The following is a 15,277-nucleotide window of genomic DNA, read 5'->3' as shown; positions in this document are numbered from 1 at the left end:
CGTCGGATTAAATGCGAGCTGCGCTCTTAATTCTTCTGGTTTTCACTATTCTCCACAGCTCGAACAGAAGGCCGCAACTCGCAACGAACATTTGCGGTATTATGTTCGTGGTTTGGCATCGTCAGTATTCGGAGCTTTTCGATCTCGCGTGTTCGTATAGCTAGCCGGCCTCACGTGCAGATCCATTTCTGGTCAGCAGTTTCAGGTTTAACGCATCTCGGTAGCATCAAGCGTAACGAGTGACATTCGTTGCCAACTTGCCGAGACGGAATATCGTCGCGTCGATCGGGCATTTTTGTTCCCGAACCACCAGTTAGCGGGAGTTGCCTGAAAACGGGTTCGATTTCCATGATTCGATGTTCGTCTTATGGAAATTCGAACTATCGTGCACCAGCCGCGCAGTTCTCCTATCCCAGCGCGCGAGCGATATCGTCGGGTCGATTTCCTGCGGCGGCCAGAGCGATCAGCCGCTGATGATCTTCCGGCGTCCACCTTCTCACCAGTGGGTAGCGTGACTGTTCCATCGCGCCAGCGGCCCCCAGCCTGTTGCACGCCTATGCCTGCCTATACAGTTCGCAGATTCGCGCCCAACAAGCGAGGTGGGCTGCTGGTCGGCGATCGGCCAGAATGAAAGTGCTGCTGCTGGTCGCGGAGCGAGGCGCGCCGGTGATGTTCGCCCGGCTAGGGTCATGTGCCTGTGAGGGGAAAGCGCCCTGGAGCGCAGGGGGGGCTTCAGGAGCGCCCCAGGGCCGCCCACTCCATGCCGGCGACGGCGTAAGGCCGGCATGATCGCCTACGGCGTTGCCCAAGGCACCGCCTATCGAAATGCCACTGCCTTAATCGTCATGATGGTGGTGATGGTGGTGATGCTCATGCGAGCTGCCCCCGCCAGACCGCGCAATGGCGTTAGACGTCAGCGATGTTGATAGCAGGAGCGTCATCGCTGGAGGCGTCACGACGGCAAACCTACCGCAGGTCTTTAAGAACTCGCGGCGATCCTCGTCTTCTGTGGCGCTTGGCATGCTGAGCTCCGGTTGGTGGCGTGCGGATATTAAGCCGAACGAAATTTAAAGCAATTAAACAAATTAAGTTCCTTTTATTATTTAAAGGCCGCGAGCCGGCCTCAGGTCAGGTGGGTGTGTCCGCTACCGGACAGACCGGCCGTTGGTTGTATGTTGCCGCCCGACGTCAAGAACTCGCGATTGAATACAAGGCCCTTGCTAAATCATCCGCTATTTCCACCGAACGAGCAATTTGGTTGAAGAGCGTCGCAAGGACCCTCACCGGATTAGCTAATCAATTGGACCGGCTTGCCTCTCTGACGAGAGACGAAGGCGTCACGTACGAGCCGCCGATGATCGCCCCGGGGCCGAGCCGGAAGACGGCCAACGTCTTTAGGATGTCCGCGTCGGCGACGATGCAGCCGAAAGCCACGCCTTCGAGCGCGCCAAGAAGATCGTCAGGAGCGATGGTGCACATTGGGAGACGCAAGACCTCAGACAAGAATTCGCAAGACAGCTCGGCAAAGCAGCAGATGGGGAGTGTCCACGTTGCGCTCAACATGGAACAGCCCGGGCAGTGCATCCGAAATTCAATACCTCCTATTGTTCGCCCTACGCTCAGTTCCAGAATTAACTTGCAACACGAACATCAAGCTTAATTCCAGACCGTGATTGCTGCCGCGCGCTAGAGGACTAGGTTTGCGCACAGGGACATTGTCCTTGTCCGCTCCACCCCAGCGAAGTCGCCGCGCCATTATATTCGGTGCAGCGACTTCGACGCTGGACAGTCGCGCGAGCTTCACTTGAGAGAGCAGCCGGACCACGAAACGCTTGATCTCATCGAGATGCGTCGTCGACTTACGGCGCTCCGGTCGAAACACTCGGACAATCTTTTAATTACTTCGCTGTTGAACCGCTTTTTCGTGAAAGTCGCATTTCTGCTGAAGCCAACAGACCTGGCGCACGAGCAATATCTCAAATCCGAATTCGAACGAACGTTGACAAAGGTCAAAGAGATTGCTGCACGGACGAAATCTGACTGAAGGCCGCACCAACGCGTGGCTCTGGACCCGATTGGCCGGGTATCCGCCACTTCTCTATCGGATCAGCCAGTAGCGGTTGTCGGCTTTGGGCACCGGTGTCTGAACAATAATCTCCGCATTCGTCTTCGTCCTCCCTTAAAAAATCGGGTGCTGCTGCTATTCCCGGGGCTTGTCGGCAATCTCTCGCACAGCCAAGCTCAGCTCCAGCTCTCTGAGCTGCTCAATCAGAAGTTCTACGATCTGGTCGTAGTCAGACGCCGTCAGCGAATGCACGCCTCGCAAGGCCAGTTGGTTCTGGAGGATCATCGCCATCATGGCTTTAACGCTCATGGGCCCTCTCGTCGGGAAACAAGATCGTCATAAAAACAATCAGAAGTAGACGTCAAAGCTTTCGGATGCGCAACGTCCGTAAGAGTACGGACAACGTAAGGCGGCAAATCCCTTTGGCGCCGCACAAACGGTAGAATGTGTCGCGTGTGCGCCTTCAGACTAATCCGTTGGCAAAGGAGGCGTCGGGCTGCTGGGACTCCACCGGATCAAGTGTAACGTTTTCGCAGGTAAGGCCAGGTAGGATGGAGCTTTACTCGCCGACAGGCCAGCCACGAGATTGCTAATGACTTCGGATTGCAATGATGAACTAGCGGCTATCGCTCGAGCAATCGCAACCAAGCAGCTTTATATCGAAAGTCAAACCATCTTGATCCAGGTGCTCGAGCGTGACGGACACGACATGCTTGAGCAAAGAAAAGCTCTCGGTAAGGAACGATCAGACCTAGCAACACAGATCGCGCGACAATTTAAGCTGCTAGAGACAAGGTGCACATCGGGCGCAGATGATCTCGTTGCGGCTATAATGAAATGATAGAACGTCGAAAGCTGGAGCGCATCGATGTGGACGAGGTCGCCTACATTTCAGGCGACGGCGCCAGCTTACGCTGCCGCGTGGTCAACATGTCGGAAGAAGGGGCATCAGTTGAGCTTCCGTCGAAGCGGCACGTGGCCTCCACATTCAAACTAATGCTCGAGACAGATCGCATCATCCGAAGTTGCCGCCTAGTCTGGTCGAGTGGAAATCTTATCGGGGTCTCGTTCGAGGATGATCTTTAGGCGGAGAAGAGTCAGTTAGCTCTGCCCTACAATGGAATTCGCGGTTGTTTCGCTGGCATGGATGGGCGATGTCAAACAATAGACCGGAAAATCCGTTCGTGGTCCCCCGAGGAAGAAGCGCAACTTCTTGCGCTATTCGACAGTGGCATGACTGCACGCGGGATCGGCCAGTGGCTAGGCCGCACTCGCCTTGCGGTTTACAGTCGATTGCAACGCTTCCATAAGCAGCAGGGTCGAGTAAGCCGCACTAGCGGACGTGTCTTCGCACAGCGGGCCGGTTAGTCATCCAAATGCCGCATGGATGTGATGTAGAGGCAACCGCCAACCAATTTGTCGAGCCCTCTGCGGGAGGCGAATACACGATCTGAAATAGCGCGGCATCTGCAAACAAAAAGGTCGCGCCCACCGGGCGCGATCTTTCTCGAAGTTCGCCAGAATTCGATCAGGAATTCATTGCTTCTCTTTGATAACGGTCGTGCTGCTGGTGCTGCTACCAACGGTGCCTTCGTCGCAGACTTTGGTCTGCTTGATGCGGTCTTCAGCTTCGACGCGGCTCTTAAAGGCCATCGGACCGATCTGCGTCACGACTTCCTTGTCCGCCGGGCGCGTGGTGGTAATCGTACAGTTGTGGCTAGGTCCTTGCACGACGTAGAACTCGTCAGCAAGTGCTGGAGCAGCCCATCCGACGATGAGCGCGCCAGCAAGAAGGGATGCTTTCATTGTCACCTCTCTGTTGAAGTACTGCCCAATAGAGGACGAACGGATAAACAGAAATCCACCGTGCTACTGGGCGCATGGTTAGATTACCGCTTCTCCGGTTCTGTAACTCACCCGAGATTTCGAGGTTCCACGAGTTCTGGTGCAAACACAGGTCAGCACCAGGTCGAATTTAGATTTGGAGCGCACACGGGTGCCTGATGCGAAATTCCAAGGTGAACAGGGCTACTCGGAACGCTGAACTTGCTCGCGCGTTGTGCGTCATCGAAAGACCTAAAGATTGAAGGAGCGCGTTATGGATCGCGAGCACGTGAAAGGCGTCGCCGATAAGGCCAAGGGCACGATTAAGGAAGGTGCTGGCAAGCTGAGTGGCGACAAGGACCTCCAAAGACAAGGTAGGGCCGACAAGGCCAAGGGCGCCGTGCACAACGCCGCCGGTGACGTTAAGGATGCCGCGCGGGATGCAGCAGACGCCATGAAGAAGTGACTTCCCTTATGTGGGGACTAACACTCGCCGCTTCTTCTGGGCGACGGTTTTGTTTGCGCTATCGAGGAACCGCGCGCCTCTGTGCAGCGGCTTTATCTTCCTTTCCTACCTCTCGCATCACGACCTTGAGCACATGAGCAACGGCTCTTGCAGCGCCTTCGCCTCGTCCATGGGGCGGCGCACCTAACGCCGGTTAAGGGATTGGTTACCGGTCACTGTCACCATTTACATACAGTCGCATTATGCGGCAGCGCATTCTGAGAGCAGTCTATTACTTCGACACGCCCGGTTGGCGGTCTCTTTCAGGAGACGCCCCAATGCTTAAGGGCTTCACGGTCTTCGTTGTTGCGCTGATCAGTACAGCGCAAGTGGATCAATACCTAACCCACGGTCGGTACACCGACGCGGCCATGGCTATGCTGCGGCAGATCGGTCGCGCGTTTGGATTTTAAATAGTTCTTTTGCGACGGAGACCCGTCATGGACGGCATCTCATGTGCCGATCTCCAAAGGGATGAACAACGCGCAATTGCGATATTGGGAGCCGGTCTTCCATTGAATGTGCAGCCCCCTTGCTCTCCTGGCGTTAGGTCGACTTGGGTCTGATCATAGGGTCTCATTTGACGGCTGCTGCACACAATTTGCGAAGAGATGCCGTTTTGAAGTTTTGAAGCGTGTTGCTGGGTAAGCGGTTCGGCGCCGGTCGATCACGACAGGGGGTGGGATGCCAAACGCAATCGAGCTGATTGTGGACGGTTACGTTCGCTTGAACAATCGGAGGGCTCTGGATGATCTCCGCACGCAGCGCCGGAAACTGGCCGTGGACCTAAAGGCACGTACAGGTTTTGATTTCCGGACGACCGTCCAGCAGATCGAGGAGGATATCGCCGTGATCGAGGCTGGGCTGGCGCGGTTGGATGGCGCGGCGGCGAGCTAAGCTGCCAAAGCAGTTCGCGGTTCAAGCCGCCCGATTAGCTTCTTTCTCGGTCCCGCGCATAACGATCTTGAGCACATCATCCGGCAACGGGTCATTGCAGCGCCTTCGCCTACTCCCATGTCGGCGTGGCATCCAGCCATCTGCTACAGGTCAACATCGTCTCGACGCGTTTTACTGGTGCTTAGTAAGGCAATAGTTCGGACGCTTTTGTCCCGGCCAGGCTGTGGAAATTCTTGCAATGACCTATGGCTGTACGGGTGACATGGCGCTCAGCCGAAGGTGTGTAAGACCACAGCATAGTGGTTGCAACAATGAGGAAGGCAACGGCCACGATTGCAGATGAGATCAGACGCTTCATGGGAAACCTCCGGTTTCCGATTGAAGGTTCGTCCGACAGTTCGATTAAAGGTTCAATGGAAAAAGCCAAAATCTCGGCCCGTTCATGGAGTTCCGTTTGAGACGTAAGGGCGGCCCCCCGTGCTAGGCGGCATGCCCACCCGCAATCGTGACTATCTCGCACCCTGCACCTTCGAAAAGCCCGATCCGAATGGTTCGGAAACACCCCGGCATCGGTGCGAAGTTGCCGACATAGCGGTTGACGACGCGGAACAGCGCGATAATGGCGGCTTGGTTGCTGGTGATCAAACGCGCAAACGAGAACACCCGCTCGCCACCTACTCGACGTCGATCATTCGCTCCTTGGTGATCCGCAGGCTGCGGACGTAATAGCCTTGTGCCTGAACGGCTGACTTGATTTCGTCGCTGACCTTGAGAACTCGTTTCCTGCTCTTCCGCCACTTATGTGCAGAGTAAAGCACGGGCACGGGAGAGCCTGAACTTAGAACGAGCAAGAAGCGCCTGTCATTGCGATAGACATCATACATTTCGCCCCCGCGATCATGTTGAAGTAAGCATGTCTGGTCGTCTCCACAGCTTAGTATCGCGAATGGCTGCGCGGGTTGTAAATCTGCAACGTCCGGGATTTCTTCAGCAACGTTCCAGATTGGGAACGAACTTGGTGCAAGCTCGGCAGCTTCCGCGTAGGCGGTTCATGAGCGCGAGCGCAATCCAGCCTCCTCGGTAGCATCAAGCTTAACGAGTGACATTCGTTGCCAACTTGCCGAGACGGAATATCGTCGCGTCGATCGGGCATTTTTGTTCCCGAACCATCAGTTAGCGGGGGTTGCCTGAAAACGGGTTCGATTTCCATGATTCGATATTCGTCGTATGGAAGTTCGAACTATCGTGCACCAGCCGCGCAGTTCTCCTATCGCGCCCGCTGGAAGCCGAGTACCGTCAGCTCATCGAGTTACGAAAGCGGGTCAGACAGGCCGAAGCCGCGGCCTCAAAGCGGTTTACGATCGCGACAAGGAAAAGAACTCGCCGCAACGAAGATGAGTCCGCTGGCAGGCATCTGCTCGATGCGCGCGGCGGAGTTCGTGGCGTGCAGCGCCAGGGTTGTAACCACTAAAGTCAGGTCGTCGAGAGTGGTCGAGATGCCTTGGTGGCGGGCTTGGGGGAGAAGCGTGCAGTCGGGGGGACTACGACCGTTTTGAATGGGCCCGCGAACCGCGAGGGCCAGCTCCGTCGGATGGCCGGGCGATGCGCCGCCGTCCGTCTTTCCCGAAGATCCTCGACGGATTAGAGGCCTGTGCGCTGTCGCCGAAAATCCGCCCTCCGGTTTTCATCTTGTGGCCTTGCTTTGGTCAAACCGGCGTTGGGGAGTGTGGACTTGCCCGATTTAATGCCCGGCCTCGGTCCGGATGACATCGGGTGCGATGGGGAACGCCGATGCATTCGCCGATTAGACCGATATATCCCGGCTCACAAATTCATAGTCCCGCGCTCTCACCGGAAGACGTCGAGCTTGTTGCGCGCGCGGATGAACGGCTCGTCCACGCCTATGATCAGATCGCACGTGCAGATGAACAGCTGGCGCGTGTCAATGAACAGCTTGCCAAGCTAGATCAGGATGGCACGCGCCATCCTTCTCAGCCGAAGAATTCCGCGAAATGGTTTCGACCACCTGACCGCGGGGCCAGCTCAGCGCGCGGAAGGCCGGCACTGCGCGGCCTGATCGGCCTGCTGTTGGCAAGCGGCATCTGTTTAGCTGCTCTTGCTGCGCAGTCATCTTACGGCGATGCGGTCAGAGCAATGATGTATCGGTGGTCCGCGCATGCCGTTTCACCTTCGTCGTTGCCGCAAGAAAGAGCCGAGATCTCCTCGGCTCTGCCTACCACTCAGACGAGTGCAACCTATGTGGCACTTCAGCAACCGGGGCCGCTGACTACACCGCACGATGCGATCCAGGCAGCCGCTGGCCCCAGTTCGCCGGAGCTGGCGCCGACGCTCCAGGGATTGTCGGGCGACCTTACGAACCCGCAGCAAGCGATCGAGCAGCTCAAGGCCAACCAAGATCAAATCGTCCGCGACCTTGGCCAGCTCTCCGACCAGCTTACGGCGGTCCAGGCACAAATGGTGCGAGACAGAGCGGATGCCGGCGAACAGCTCAGAATGGTCCAAGAACGATTGGCCGGCATCACCACTAACGCTTCCGAGCAGATCCTACGCCCCAAGACGCCGGTGCCGTTGCCCAGGCCAGTTGCCGCCACGATCCGCAAACCTGTGCCAACCGTTCGGCGGGCGCAAGACAGGGGGCGGCCACACGCGCCGCTGCAGACCGACCAGGCCGTGCAGGACTAGGGATTAACTGTTTTCCAACGCGTCTGATCGCTGCGAGACCTCGATGCGGAGGGCAGAGGGCGCTGTTGCTTGCTCCGCAGCTGTCGCCATCGCGCGGCTTGCTGCCCATAGTTCACTCGCAACCGGGAGGGAGATAATCGTCCCAATGTGGGGGATGGCGACCGGCGCCTTTTGGCGCTCTCCTTCCCTGTTAGATTGGGGCGGGAGCGCGACTGGCGTTCCCATCACCGGAGCTCTCCGCGGACGCTCAGATGGCACGCTCCTTGCCAATCAGTCGGACCAGTGATTTTCGTTGCGAGGAGACGTCTAGCAATGGGACCAAAAATTCGAATCTTCAAAGGCCCAAAGCCCAATCTGGCACATGTTACCCGCAATCTGATGCAACTACTCGACGCGCTCGAGGATCTTGAGGAGCTGAGAGAGAAGGTCCGGCTAGCAGAAGCAACCCGAGTGTTACATTAAAGCGGCCACCTCCGTCAGACCTGCTGACTAATCTGCCAATGGCACCTTGAATCGGCAATAGTAGCTCGCGCGGTTTTGCGTTTTGCGTGCGACCAATCGAGGGCTCGCGTGCGGTCCAGCACTATGCGGCAGAACCAGCCATGGCGCAGAGGAACCGGGCTCGGGGATCATGGTTAACGGTTTGGCAAAGGAGATCGTCCAATGCCCCATGCCGCCCCTTTGGTGCTCGCCGCCATCGTCGCCAACTCAGCTCTTCTGGTCCTCGCGCCAGGAGGCCCGCAAATTCTGGGTCGGCGGGTGCGGGCACGGGGACAAGCGCGAGCAGCGCCAACGCTGGTCCCTCGGCGCCTGCCGGAATGGGGACGAATGCGGGTAGCGCCGGCGCTGGTCCCTCAGCGCCTGCCGGAATGGGGACGAAAGACACCGCCACCGGCGCAAATCCGAGCACCAACAATCAATTGAACAATCCGAACGTTGAACCCGCCACCCCGACAAAGTCGCGGACGGCCGCACAGGCCGCAAGAAATGCCGGGGTTGGCCACGCGCAAAATGGCCTGCCGATCGGGGCCGTTGGAACGGGTACAAGCAACGAGGACCAGATGATCATCGGCCCCTTACCCGCCCGAAACGCATCAGCCCCGGCAGCACAGGCCAAAGGAAACATCAATGGTGGTCACGCGACAAATGGTCTTCCAGTCGGAACGTTTGGAAAGGGCCCCAGTCTTTCGGACCAGGTGAGCCGGCCGCGCGCCGCGCGAGCTGGCGATAAAGTGCTGGACGCCAAAGCGCAGGTCGAGCGACGAACAACCGTTTCGCCCAAACGCGTTCCCGGCATCACAAAGCGGGGTTTGTAGCTGCGAGCGAAGCGGCGAGCAGACTTGTAACCGAGATCCGGTGGGGCGTGGCAGGTCCCGATGGCTGGCGCCGCAACTCGCCTGCCAGAAGCCGGATAATTGAATCATTAATATCGCGCCATTTAACTCAAGTCACGGTGACCTGATTTGACCCGCGATTGAACCGGTCCTGCCGCGGCGCGCGCCCGCCCAATGGTCGACGCACAAGCGGCTTGGTGCCGTAGACCTGATGCGCCGAGGGCTTTGACGTCGTGGTCCGTTGATCGTGGTCGGATGCCGGCGAATGCGAACAACGGCCGAACCACACGACACCTTGTTCCTGGTCGGCTTGCGCGTCGCCTCTCCAACTCACGTCGGCCCTATCATGGTTCCGTCCGAAGCGCCGCTTAATCGCTTGGACAAACGGAAGCACGAGGGCGAGCGCAATTCTCCCCGCAACCGAAGCAATAATGCGCTGGAATGAGGGTGGCGCAACCGTCTTCCAATCGACCGACCGTCTTATTGATCGGTCCCGGAGACGGAGGGCCCCTCCGACCATCTCGGAGGGGAGCGCCTCCGCGCGGGCACGACAGCCATCACAAAGAGAATGTTGATCAGCAGCCATACCCGAATGAGCAGGATAGTACGCACAAGGAAGCGAGCATAAACCGGAGCCCGTCGCGAGGGAGCCACCTTTGCGCAGCTGGGCGAAAACGGCCCCGACATCCACCTCATTGGGACGCCAACACCGTCGGATCCCAGCGCATCTAGGGACACAATGAATCAGTCGAAGCCTAGTCCGGTGCAAAACTCGCGTCTGTGCGGTTTCAGGCCTTGATGTACCTTTGATGGCACCCTGGCTGGGTGGACCTACGGCGAGGTCGGAATGCCGAGGCCTCGCGCCGTGACCACCAGCCCGTCCATCCAAAGTTGGCCCCACGGGCGACCGTGGCTATGCACCGCACGGTGAATATGCGGCTAACTAACAGTTAGGAGAACCAATATATTGTTTCCTGGTTGAATCATCTGTCATCCCGGAAAGCAACGTTACTGTTTGCGTCGAGGATGAGTTTAGAACCTGAGCCAAGACGATGAAGGACCTCAGGCGACGATTGGAGAAGCTCCGTGCGGACGCCAGAGACTTTGCTCTTATGAGTCAGTCGGCGACGGATGCCGAAAAGCGCGCGCTCTTTCAACGCTTGGCGGATGAACTCGCCTTCGAAGCTCTTGAGCTTGAGGTCATCGTAAAACAACAAGGGCACTCCGATTCCAGCGAGCAGCACGAGGTCGTAGAATTTAAGCCATCCGCTCAGAAGAAGCGCGGCTGATGCGGAAAGAGGCTGGGCGGTCGGCTTGTCTTCCTTTTCCGTCCGCGCCCTGAACGATTTTGAGCATAGCCTCCACCAACGGCCGCTAAGGCACCTTCGCCTCATCCCATTGCGCATGGATCCAGACGTCGCGCGGTTCATCAGCTCGGTCAGCTCGACCCGCGGGGCCGGCCACGTCCCAGGCGGCGTCCTCGCTCAAGCATTTGAGCGCAAGTCGCAGCATCCGGAGCTGCACCTCGCTCAGATCGTGCAAGGTGACGATCGGCATCGCAGCCGCCCAGCAGCTCGGTCTCGGCGAGGTACCAGCGCCCAGCCGGACACCAACCCGTCGCGCGGCATCGACGACAAGGGGAAGAACGAAACCGCACATCGCGATGTTGCATCGGACCGCCTTGGCAAGAACTAAGACGCGGACTCATAAAGACGCAGCCATAGCCTGATCGACGCGAGCTGAACGAAGGCAAGGTAGTTGGGGGCCAGCCTGTCGTACCGCGTCGCCACCCGACGACATTGTTTGATCCGGTTGAAGAACCGCTCAACCCGGTTGCGAGCGCGGTAGAGATATGGGCTGAAGCAGATCGGATCGCTGCGATTGCTCTTCGGCGGGATGTTGGCCCACGCGCGCCCTTCTTCATGGCAAGCTCCCTGATCCAGTCCGCGTCATAGCCACGGTCCGCAAGCAACATTGACCCGGATGTCAGACGAGACAGCAGTTTTCCGGCAAGTCGAACGTCATTGGCCTCACCGGGGCTCAGCGCCAACCGTACCGGCAGACCATTGCTGTCGACCACCGCATGGATTTTGCTCGTCAAACCGCCGCGGGACCTTCCCATCGATTGGCGCTGGTTCCTTGCGATGCAGGCTCCATGCTGATGTACGCGGACAATGGAGGTGTCGATCATCTGGGTAGCGGCATCATGGGCAGTGCCAAGCGCTTCTATGATGCGGCCCCAGACGCCAGCCCGCCGCCACCTGACGAGCCGGTTGTAGCAAGTGGTGTATGGCCCAAACGCCGCCGGCAGATCACGCCAGGGTGCTCCTGATCGAAGGATCCAGAAGATGCCATTCAGGACCCGTCTGTCATTCACCCGGGGGACGCCACGCGGCTTGTTCGGCAGCATCGGCTTGATGGCGGTCCATTCATAGTCAGCGAGTTCGTAGCGCATGATTCGAGCTCCAGTTCGTGAGTTTGAATCACGGCAATCCGGCCAAACGCAACGCTCATGGGCAGACACAGGTACGGCGCTTTTGGACAGGAACGGACATCAACCATCCCGCACTCTGTGCCAAAACTGTCGAAAATGACCCAAAGCAGTCGTTGCTGGAAATCAACAGGATTGAATGCTCCACCAACCGGGCCGCAATGCCGGGGCAACCGGGACATCGTCAGAGTGCGATTGTTTCCTCGACTACATGTTTCAGCGCCGTCCCCTCAGCCGACAGGGTCATTCGCAGTTTGAGCTTGCCATCTTTCACCGCCCCGCTGCGCACTAGGTTCTCAATTTCACGCTGCGATGTAACTCCGACATGCTTCAGAAATTTACGGATAGCCATATTGAAGCGGTCTTCATCGAACTCGGCGGTCATGGCCGTTCTCCCTGGTCGGTCAGGCGATGTCTAACACGAGGCGAGCAAAGACCCAACATCGAGGCCCAACTCGCGTCACCGCCGACTTCCTCCTCAACCTGATTGCCTACAACATCGGCCGGAGCTGAAGACTACACCCGAGGCTGCGCAAGGTCGGCCGTTTGAGGTGGACCGGACACGGCTGGCGCTGTCGCCGACCGCCGCTTGTGACCCATGGCGGAAGTCAGTGACCGGTCAAAAAAATATTCCTTCGAAGGCCGCTGAAGTCATCTTCCATTTGTTCCGTTTTGGCGATTACACTGTTGCACTCGTATGGTACCCAATTTTTTTTGCACGGAGAGATTTCATGACCTTGTCAGACGTCACCCGCCGCAGATTGATCGGCAGTGTCGCGGCCGGAGTAAGCGCGGTCTCGGTAACTTCATCAAGCATCAGCAGCGCACGTGCTCAATCCGCGCAAAAGACGTTTGTTCTTATTGGCGGAGCCTTTTACGGAGCTTGGTGTTGGCATCGCGTCACCGAGAGGCTCGAAAAGCAGGGCCACAAAGTCTATGCGCTTACGCTTACGGGATTGGCAGAACGCTCGCATCTCCTCAGCAGAGACATAAATCTCGACACGCACATCACGGACATCGCAAATCTCGTCGAATGGGAAGACCTCACAGACATTTGCCTCGTTGCCCATTCGTATGCCGGATGTCCCGCATCGGGCGCGCTTGAGCGCGTCGGAAACCGTGTGTCATCTATCGTCTGGGTTGATGCAATAAAGCCTGCCGACGGGGAGTCATTCCGAGACTTGGTCTCCTTCCCGATAGAGGAGGGTGCAATCAGCCGTCCGGCTCCCAAAGCGCTCCCCCCGACGGCCTTTAGCGACCCCAAAGACGTTGCTTGGGTTCTATCGAAGGTAACTCCTCAACCGATTGGCACATGGCTGCAACCTGTGAAGCTCTCCGGCGCACGCGAAAAGGTCGCGAAGAAAACCTACATCCGCTTACCCAAATTCCAGTTAGCGGCCTTGGACAAAGCGGCAGGGGAGTGCAAGTCCGATAATTCTTGGACCGTCCTCGAAAACGCGACGTCTGGCCACTCCGTTATGATCGCCGAGCCGGATTGGTTGACTGACGTGCTGGTGAAAGCAGCGTGAGATTGATCTGATCAGGAACGACTTCCTGGGCTGCCATAATTAAAATTGTAGCCGAGCGATCCGTCTCGCTCGGCTTGCGAGTAGCCAGTGTACGAACGACTTCCACACATGGCCTGTGACCGACCTCAGTTAGAGCGCCGCGAGGGCCGCTTCCGGGAGATGAGCCGACCCGATCATGCAAGCTGCCGGCTGCCTTTGACCCATAAGCGACATGGGCGGATTGAAAATCCTTGCAGTACAATAGGCCGTGCGGCATCGGATGGCTCGCGAGGACCGGGCGAAGCTGATAGATTGCCATCGTCAGGAGCTGATCGATGACATCCATTGACGAGCGTCTTCTCGAAAGCAAGATGACGCAGATCGAGCAGGCCCGCACTTGGAGCCCGCGCGTAATCTCCAAGTTCGAAACGCTGATCCGCAGTGGTGACGAGGTCAGCCTGTACCGTGCCAATCCGCTGGCGTTCGCCCGTGATCGCAGTGTGGCTGAGCCGGAGTCGATCGATCTGTTTCTCCATGCCGCTCGCGCCGGGCTGGTCGACATGCATTGGGACATTCTCTGCCCCCACTCGGGTCTGGTGCTGGAAAGCTTCGGGAGGCTCCATGCGCTCCGGAGCCATTTCGTCTGCGGGCTTTGCGATATCGAGGGTCAGACCGAACTCGACGACTTCATCGAAGTGTCCTTCTCCGTCTCGCCGCAAATTCGGCGCCTCGCCTTGTATGACGTCGACAATCTCTCGATCGAAGATCTGCACTGGAAGCTCAAGTTCGCCAACAGCGGACGGCTGCCCGGCGGACAGACTCGATTTGTCGATGTCTTGCGCGGTTTCGTTCGCGGAATGACTTATCTGCCGTCCGGTCTGACAACGACGCTGCAGACCGATATTGGGCCGGGCGCGGTCTCAGGCGTCAACGTCCAGACCCAGGCGGGCTTTACGCTCCTGGTCGCGCTCGATCCCACTGCCGTGCAGATGCCGAATACTCCGACGATCATTCGTACCACCTATGACGGGCAGCGGTTCACGCCCGCCGTTTCGGCCGTGCCGTCGGGGCCTGTGGTCTTCGAGATCAGCAACACCGGCCCTAAGCGCGGTTCGCTGCTCCTGATCAACTGGCCACCTGAAATCTTGGAAATGCCCGAGAAGCCGACCCTCGAATTCGATCCCTACGTCTCGGGCGGGATGCTGCTGACGCGTCAGACGTTCCGCAAGCTCTTCCGCTCAGAGCGCGTGGATGAGGAGGAGGGCCTCGGCGTTCGGCAGGTGACGTTCCTGTTCACGGACCTGAAGGGTTCGACCGCGCTCTACGAGCGCCTCGGGGATCTTAATGCCTATGCTCTCGTCCGCGAACATTTCGCTCTCCTCGACGCAATTGCCCATCGGCATGCCGGTGCCATCGTGAAGACCATCGGCGACGCCGTCATGGCCGCGTTTTTCCGGCCGGTGGATGCCGTGGAGGCAGCGCTGCACATTCTGCGGGACATCGGAGAGTTCAACTCCAAGCACGGCCAGCCGGCCGTCATTCTCAAAATGGGGGCACATTGCGGACCTTCCATCGCCGTGACCCTCAATGAGAATCTCGACTATTTCGGCCAGACCGTGAATATTGCCGCGCGGGTGCAATCATTCGCCGACGCCGGCGAAATCTGTCTCACTGAAGCACTCTACACCGCGCCCGCTGTTCGCCAGCTGCTGGCGGGCCACCATGTCGAGGAGTTCGAGGCGCCGCTGCGCGGCGTCGAAGGCGAGGCGCGAGTCTACCGGATCACCGGCCGATTGTAGCCTAGGCTCTGCGGCAGTCCGCACTAGCGTAGTGATCGAAATGTATTTCCGACATCTGGCCGCCGCGAGGCGGCTTTTCTTGGACACGGCAAGAGCAAGGAGTCTGTTCGTGGCCCAGAGCTGACCTGCCCTGCGCAGCCGGTCGAGGACC

Annotated in this window: 17 protein-coding genes and 1 pseudogene; 10 read left to right on the top strand and 8 right to left on the bottom strand. The window is 58.2% G+C overall.

Annotation, left to right across the window (positions count from 1 at the left end):
* Positions 1-1,804 precede the first annotated feature (1,804 nt).
* The gene (locus tag ABIB90_RS23545) at positions 1,805-2,044 is read left to right on the top strand and encodes a hypothetical protein (RefSeq protein WP_035993372.1); all 240 of its coding nucleotides are present in this window, start codon (positions 1,805-1,807) and stop codon (positions 2,042-2,044) included.
* Between the two features lie 156 nt (positions 2,045-2,200).
* Here ABIB90_RS23545 and ABIB90_RS23540 read toward each other — a convergent pair whose 3' ends face one another.
* A complete protein-coding gene (locus tag ABIB90_RS23540) occupies positions 2,201-2,374 on the bottom strand; it encodes a hypothetical protein (protein WP_219684619.1) in 174 nt (57 codons plus the stop codon).
* A gap of 528 nt (positions 2,375-2,902) precedes the next feature.
* On the opposite strand from ABIB90_RS23540, the gene ABIB90_RS23535 reads away from it, so the two are divergent.
* Entirely contained in the window at positions 2,903-3,151 is a 249-nt protein-coding gene (locus ABIB90_RS23535; RefSeq protein WP_007595438.1) for a PilZ domain-containing protein, read from the top strand.
* A 450-nt stretch (positions 3,152-3,601) separates the two neighbouring features.
* Here the strand turns inward: ABIB90_RS23535 and ABIB90_RS23530 are convergent, their stop codons facing one another.
* Positions 3,602-3,871, bottom strand: a complete 270-nt coding sequence (locus tag ABIB90_RS23530; RefSeq protein WP_007595436.1) for a hypothetical protein — start codon at positions 3,869-3,871, stop codon at positions 3,602-3,604.
* A 292-nt stretch (positions 3,872-4,163) separates the two neighbouring features.
* On the opposite strand from ABIB90_RS23530, the gene ABIB90_RS23525 reads away from it, so the two are divergent.
* From ABIB90_RS23525 to ABIB90_RS23515, 3 genes are all read left to right on the top strand, one after another.
* Complete coding sequence (locus ABIB90_RS23525; protein WP_007595434.1) at positions 4,164-4,355, top strand: CsbD family protein; 192 nt, start codon at positions 4,164-4,166, stop codon at positions 4,353-4,355.
* Between the two features lie 317 nt (positions 4,356-4,672).
* Complete coding sequence (locus ABIB90_RS23520; RefSeq protein WP_007595432.1) at positions 4,673-4,807, top strand: hypothetical protein; 135 nt, start codon at positions 4,673-4,675, stop codon at positions 4,805-4,807.
* A gap of 271 nt (positions 4,808-5,078) precedes the next feature.
* Entirely contained in the window at positions 5,079-5,291 is a 213-nt protein-coding gene (locus ABIB90_RS23515) for a hypothetical protein (protein WP_007595430.1), read from the top strand.
* 181 nt (positions 5,292-5,472) lie between these two features.
* Here the strand turns inward: ABIB90_RS23515 and ABIB90_RS23510 are convergent, their stop codons facing one another.
* The 3 genes and pseudogenes from ABIB90_RS23510 to ABIB90_RS23500 all read right to left on the bottom strand — a co-directional run bounded on the left by ABIB90_RS23510 (position 5,473) and on the right by ABIB90_RS23500 (position 6,175).
* On the bottom strand, positions 5,473-5,649 hold the full coding sequence (locus ABIB90_RS23510; protein WP_007595429.1) for a hypothetical protein: 177 nt from the start codon (positions 5,647-5,649) through the stop codon (positions 5,473-5,475).
* A gap of 197 nt (positions 5,650-5,846) precedes the next feature.
* Positions 5,847-5,936 (bottom strand): annotated as a pseudogene (locus tag ABIB90_RS23505) (SOS response-associated peptidase); the annotation flags it as partial.
* Between the two features lie 29 nt (positions 5,937-5,965).
* Complete coding sequence (locus ABIB90_RS23500; RefSeq protein WP_007595423.1) at positions 5,966-6,175, bottom strand: hypothetical protein; 210 nt, start codon at positions 6,173-6,175, stop codon at positions 5,966-5,968.
* Between the two features lie 907 nt (positions 6,176-7,082).
* Between ABIB90_RS23500 and ABIB90_RS23495 the strand changes: the two genes are divergently transcribed.
* The 3 genes from ABIB90_RS23495 to ABIB90_RS23485 all read left to right on the top strand — a co-directional run bounded on the left by ABIB90_RS23495 (position 7,083) and on the right by ABIB90_RS23485 (position 10,617).
* Positions 7,083-7,994 (top strand): hypothetical protein, encoded by a 912-nt coding sequence (locus ABIB90_RS23495; RefSeq protein WP_354201444.1) that lies wholly within the window; start codon positions 7,083-7,085, stop codon positions 7,992-7,994.
* Between the two features lie 869 nt (positions 7,995-8,863).
* On the top strand, positions 8,864-9,310 hold the full coding sequence (locus tag ABIB90_RS23490) for a hypothetical protein (protein ID WP_354172206.1): 447 nt from the start codon (positions 8,864-8,866) through the stop codon (positions 9,308-9,310).
* 1,070 nt (positions 9,311-10,380) lie between these two features.
* Complete coding sequence (locus ABIB90_RS23485; RefSeq protein ID WP_219684622.1) at positions 10,381-10,617, top strand: hypothetical protein; 237 nt, start codon at positions 10,381-10,383, stop codon at positions 10,615-10,617.
* Positions 10,618-10,702: 85 nt separating this feature from the next.
* On the opposite strand, the gene ABIB90_RS23480 is transcribed toward ABIB90_RS23485, so the two are convergent.
* The 3 genes from ABIB90_RS23480 to ABIB90_RS23470 form a co-directional block, all read right to left on the bottom strand.
* Positions 10,703-10,885: a hypothetical protein gene (locus tag ABIB90_RS23480; protein WP_198288338.1), complete on the bottom strand. Its 183-nt coding sequence runs from the start codon at positions 10,883-10,885 to the stop codon at positions 10,703-10,705.
* Positions 10,886-11,019: 134 nt separating this feature from the next.
* Positions 11,020-11,783, bottom strand: a protein-coding gene (locus ABIB90_RS23475) for an IS5 family transposase (protein ID WP_354172209.1) whose coding sequence is annotated in 2 segments (ribosomal slippage) — positions 11,020-11,238 and positions 11,241-11,783 — 762 coding nt in all. Because the reading frame shifts where the segments join, the coding sequence is not laid out codon by codon here.
* A gap of 220 nt (positions 11,784-12,003) precedes the next feature.
* The gene (locus tag ABIB90_RS23470; protein ID WP_354172211.1) at positions 12,004-12,204 is read right to left on the bottom strand and encodes a DUF6494 family protein; all 201 of its coding nucleotides are present in this window, start codon (positions 12,202-12,204) and stop codon (positions 12,004-12,006) included.
* Positions 12,205-12,430: 226 nt separating this feature from the next.
* Here ABIB90_RS23470 and ABIB90_RS23465 point away from each other — a divergent pair, with 226 nt between their 5' ends.
* Positions 12,431-13,348, top strand: coding sequence for an alpha/beta fold hydrolase (locus tag ABIB90_RS23465; RefSeq protein WP_354172213.1), 918 nt, complete (start codon positions 12,431-12,433; stop codon positions 13,346-13,348).
* Between the two features lie 314 nt (positions 13,349-13,662).
* On the top strand, positions 13,663-15,126 hold the full coding sequence (locus ABIB90_RS23460) for an adenylate/guanylate cyclase domain-containing protein (protein ID WP_354172215.1): 1,464 nt from the start codon (positions 13,663-13,665) through the stop codon (positions 15,124-15,126).
* Positions 15,127-15,277 lie beyond the last annotated feature (151 nt).

Origin of the sequence: Bradyrhizobium sp. JR4.1 (assembly GCF_040548605.1) — a bacterium.
In the GTDB taxonomy this organism is placed as follows: Bacteria; Pseudomonadota; Alphaproteobacteria; order Rhizobiales; family Xanthobacteraceae; genus Bradyrhizobium; species Bradyrhizobium canariense.
This window is presented reverse-complemented; position numbering and strand designations above follow the sequence as displayed.

Bases quoted from the DNA above. Each gene is read 5' to 3' on its own strand.
- ABIB90_RS23510 (WP_007595429.1), bottom strand. From the start codon at position 5,649: ATGAAGCGTCTGATCTCATCTGCAATCGTGGCCGTTGCCTTCCTCATT.
- ABIB90_RS23530 (WP_007595436.1), bottom strand. From the start codon at position 3,871: ATGAAAGCATCCCTTCTTGCTGGCGCGCTCATCGTCGGATGGGCTGCT.
- ABIB90_RS23500 (WP_007595423.1), bottom strand. From the start codon at position 6,175: ATGTATGATGTCTATCGCAATGACAGGCGCTTCTTGCTCGTTCTAAGT.
- ABIB90_RS23535 (WP_007595438.1), top strand. From the start codon at position 2,903: ATGATAGAACGTCGAAAGCTGGAGCGCATCGATGTGGACGAGGTCGCC.
- ABIB90_RS23520 (WP_007595432.1), top strand. From the start codon at position 4,673: ATGCTTAAGGGCTTCACGGTCTTCGTTGTTGCGCTGATCAGTACAGCG.
- ABIB90_RS23460 (WP_354172215.1), top strand. From the start codon at position 13,663: ATGACATCCATTGACGAGCGTCTTCTCGAAAGCAAGATGACGCAGATC.
- ABIB90_RS23515 (WP_007595430.1), top strand. From the start codon at position 5,079: ATGCCAAACGCAATCGAGCTGATTGTGGACGGTTACGTTCGCTTGAAC.
- ABIB90_RS23495 (WP_354201444.1), top strand. From the start codon at position 7,083: ATGCATTCGCCGATTAGACCGATATATCCCGGCTCACAAATTCATAGT.
- ABIB90_RS23485 (WP_219684622.1), top strand. From the start codon at position 10,381: ATGAAGGACCTCAGGCGACGATTGGAGAAGCTCCGTGCGGACGCCAGA.
- ABIB90_RS23480 (WP_198288338.1), bottom strand. From the start codon at position 10,885: ATGCCGATCGTCACCTTGCACGATCTGAGCGAGGTGCAGCTCCGGATG.
- ABIB90_RS23470 (WP_354172211.1), bottom strand. From the start codon at position 12,204: ATGACCGCCGAGTTCGATGAAGACCGCTTCAATATGGCTATCCGTAAA.
- ABIB90_RS23490 (WP_354172206.1), top strand. From the start codon at position 8,864: ATGGGGACGAAAGACACCGCCACCGGCGCAAATCCGAGCACCAACAAT.
- ABIB90_RS23540 (WP_219684619.1), bottom strand. From the start codon at position 2,374: ATGAGCGTTAAAGCCATGATGGCGATGATCCTCCAGAACCAACTGGCC.
- ABIB90_RS23525 (WP_007595434.1), top strand. From the start codon at position 4,164: ATGGATCGCGAGCACGTGAAAGGCGTCGCCGATAAGGCCAAGGGCACG.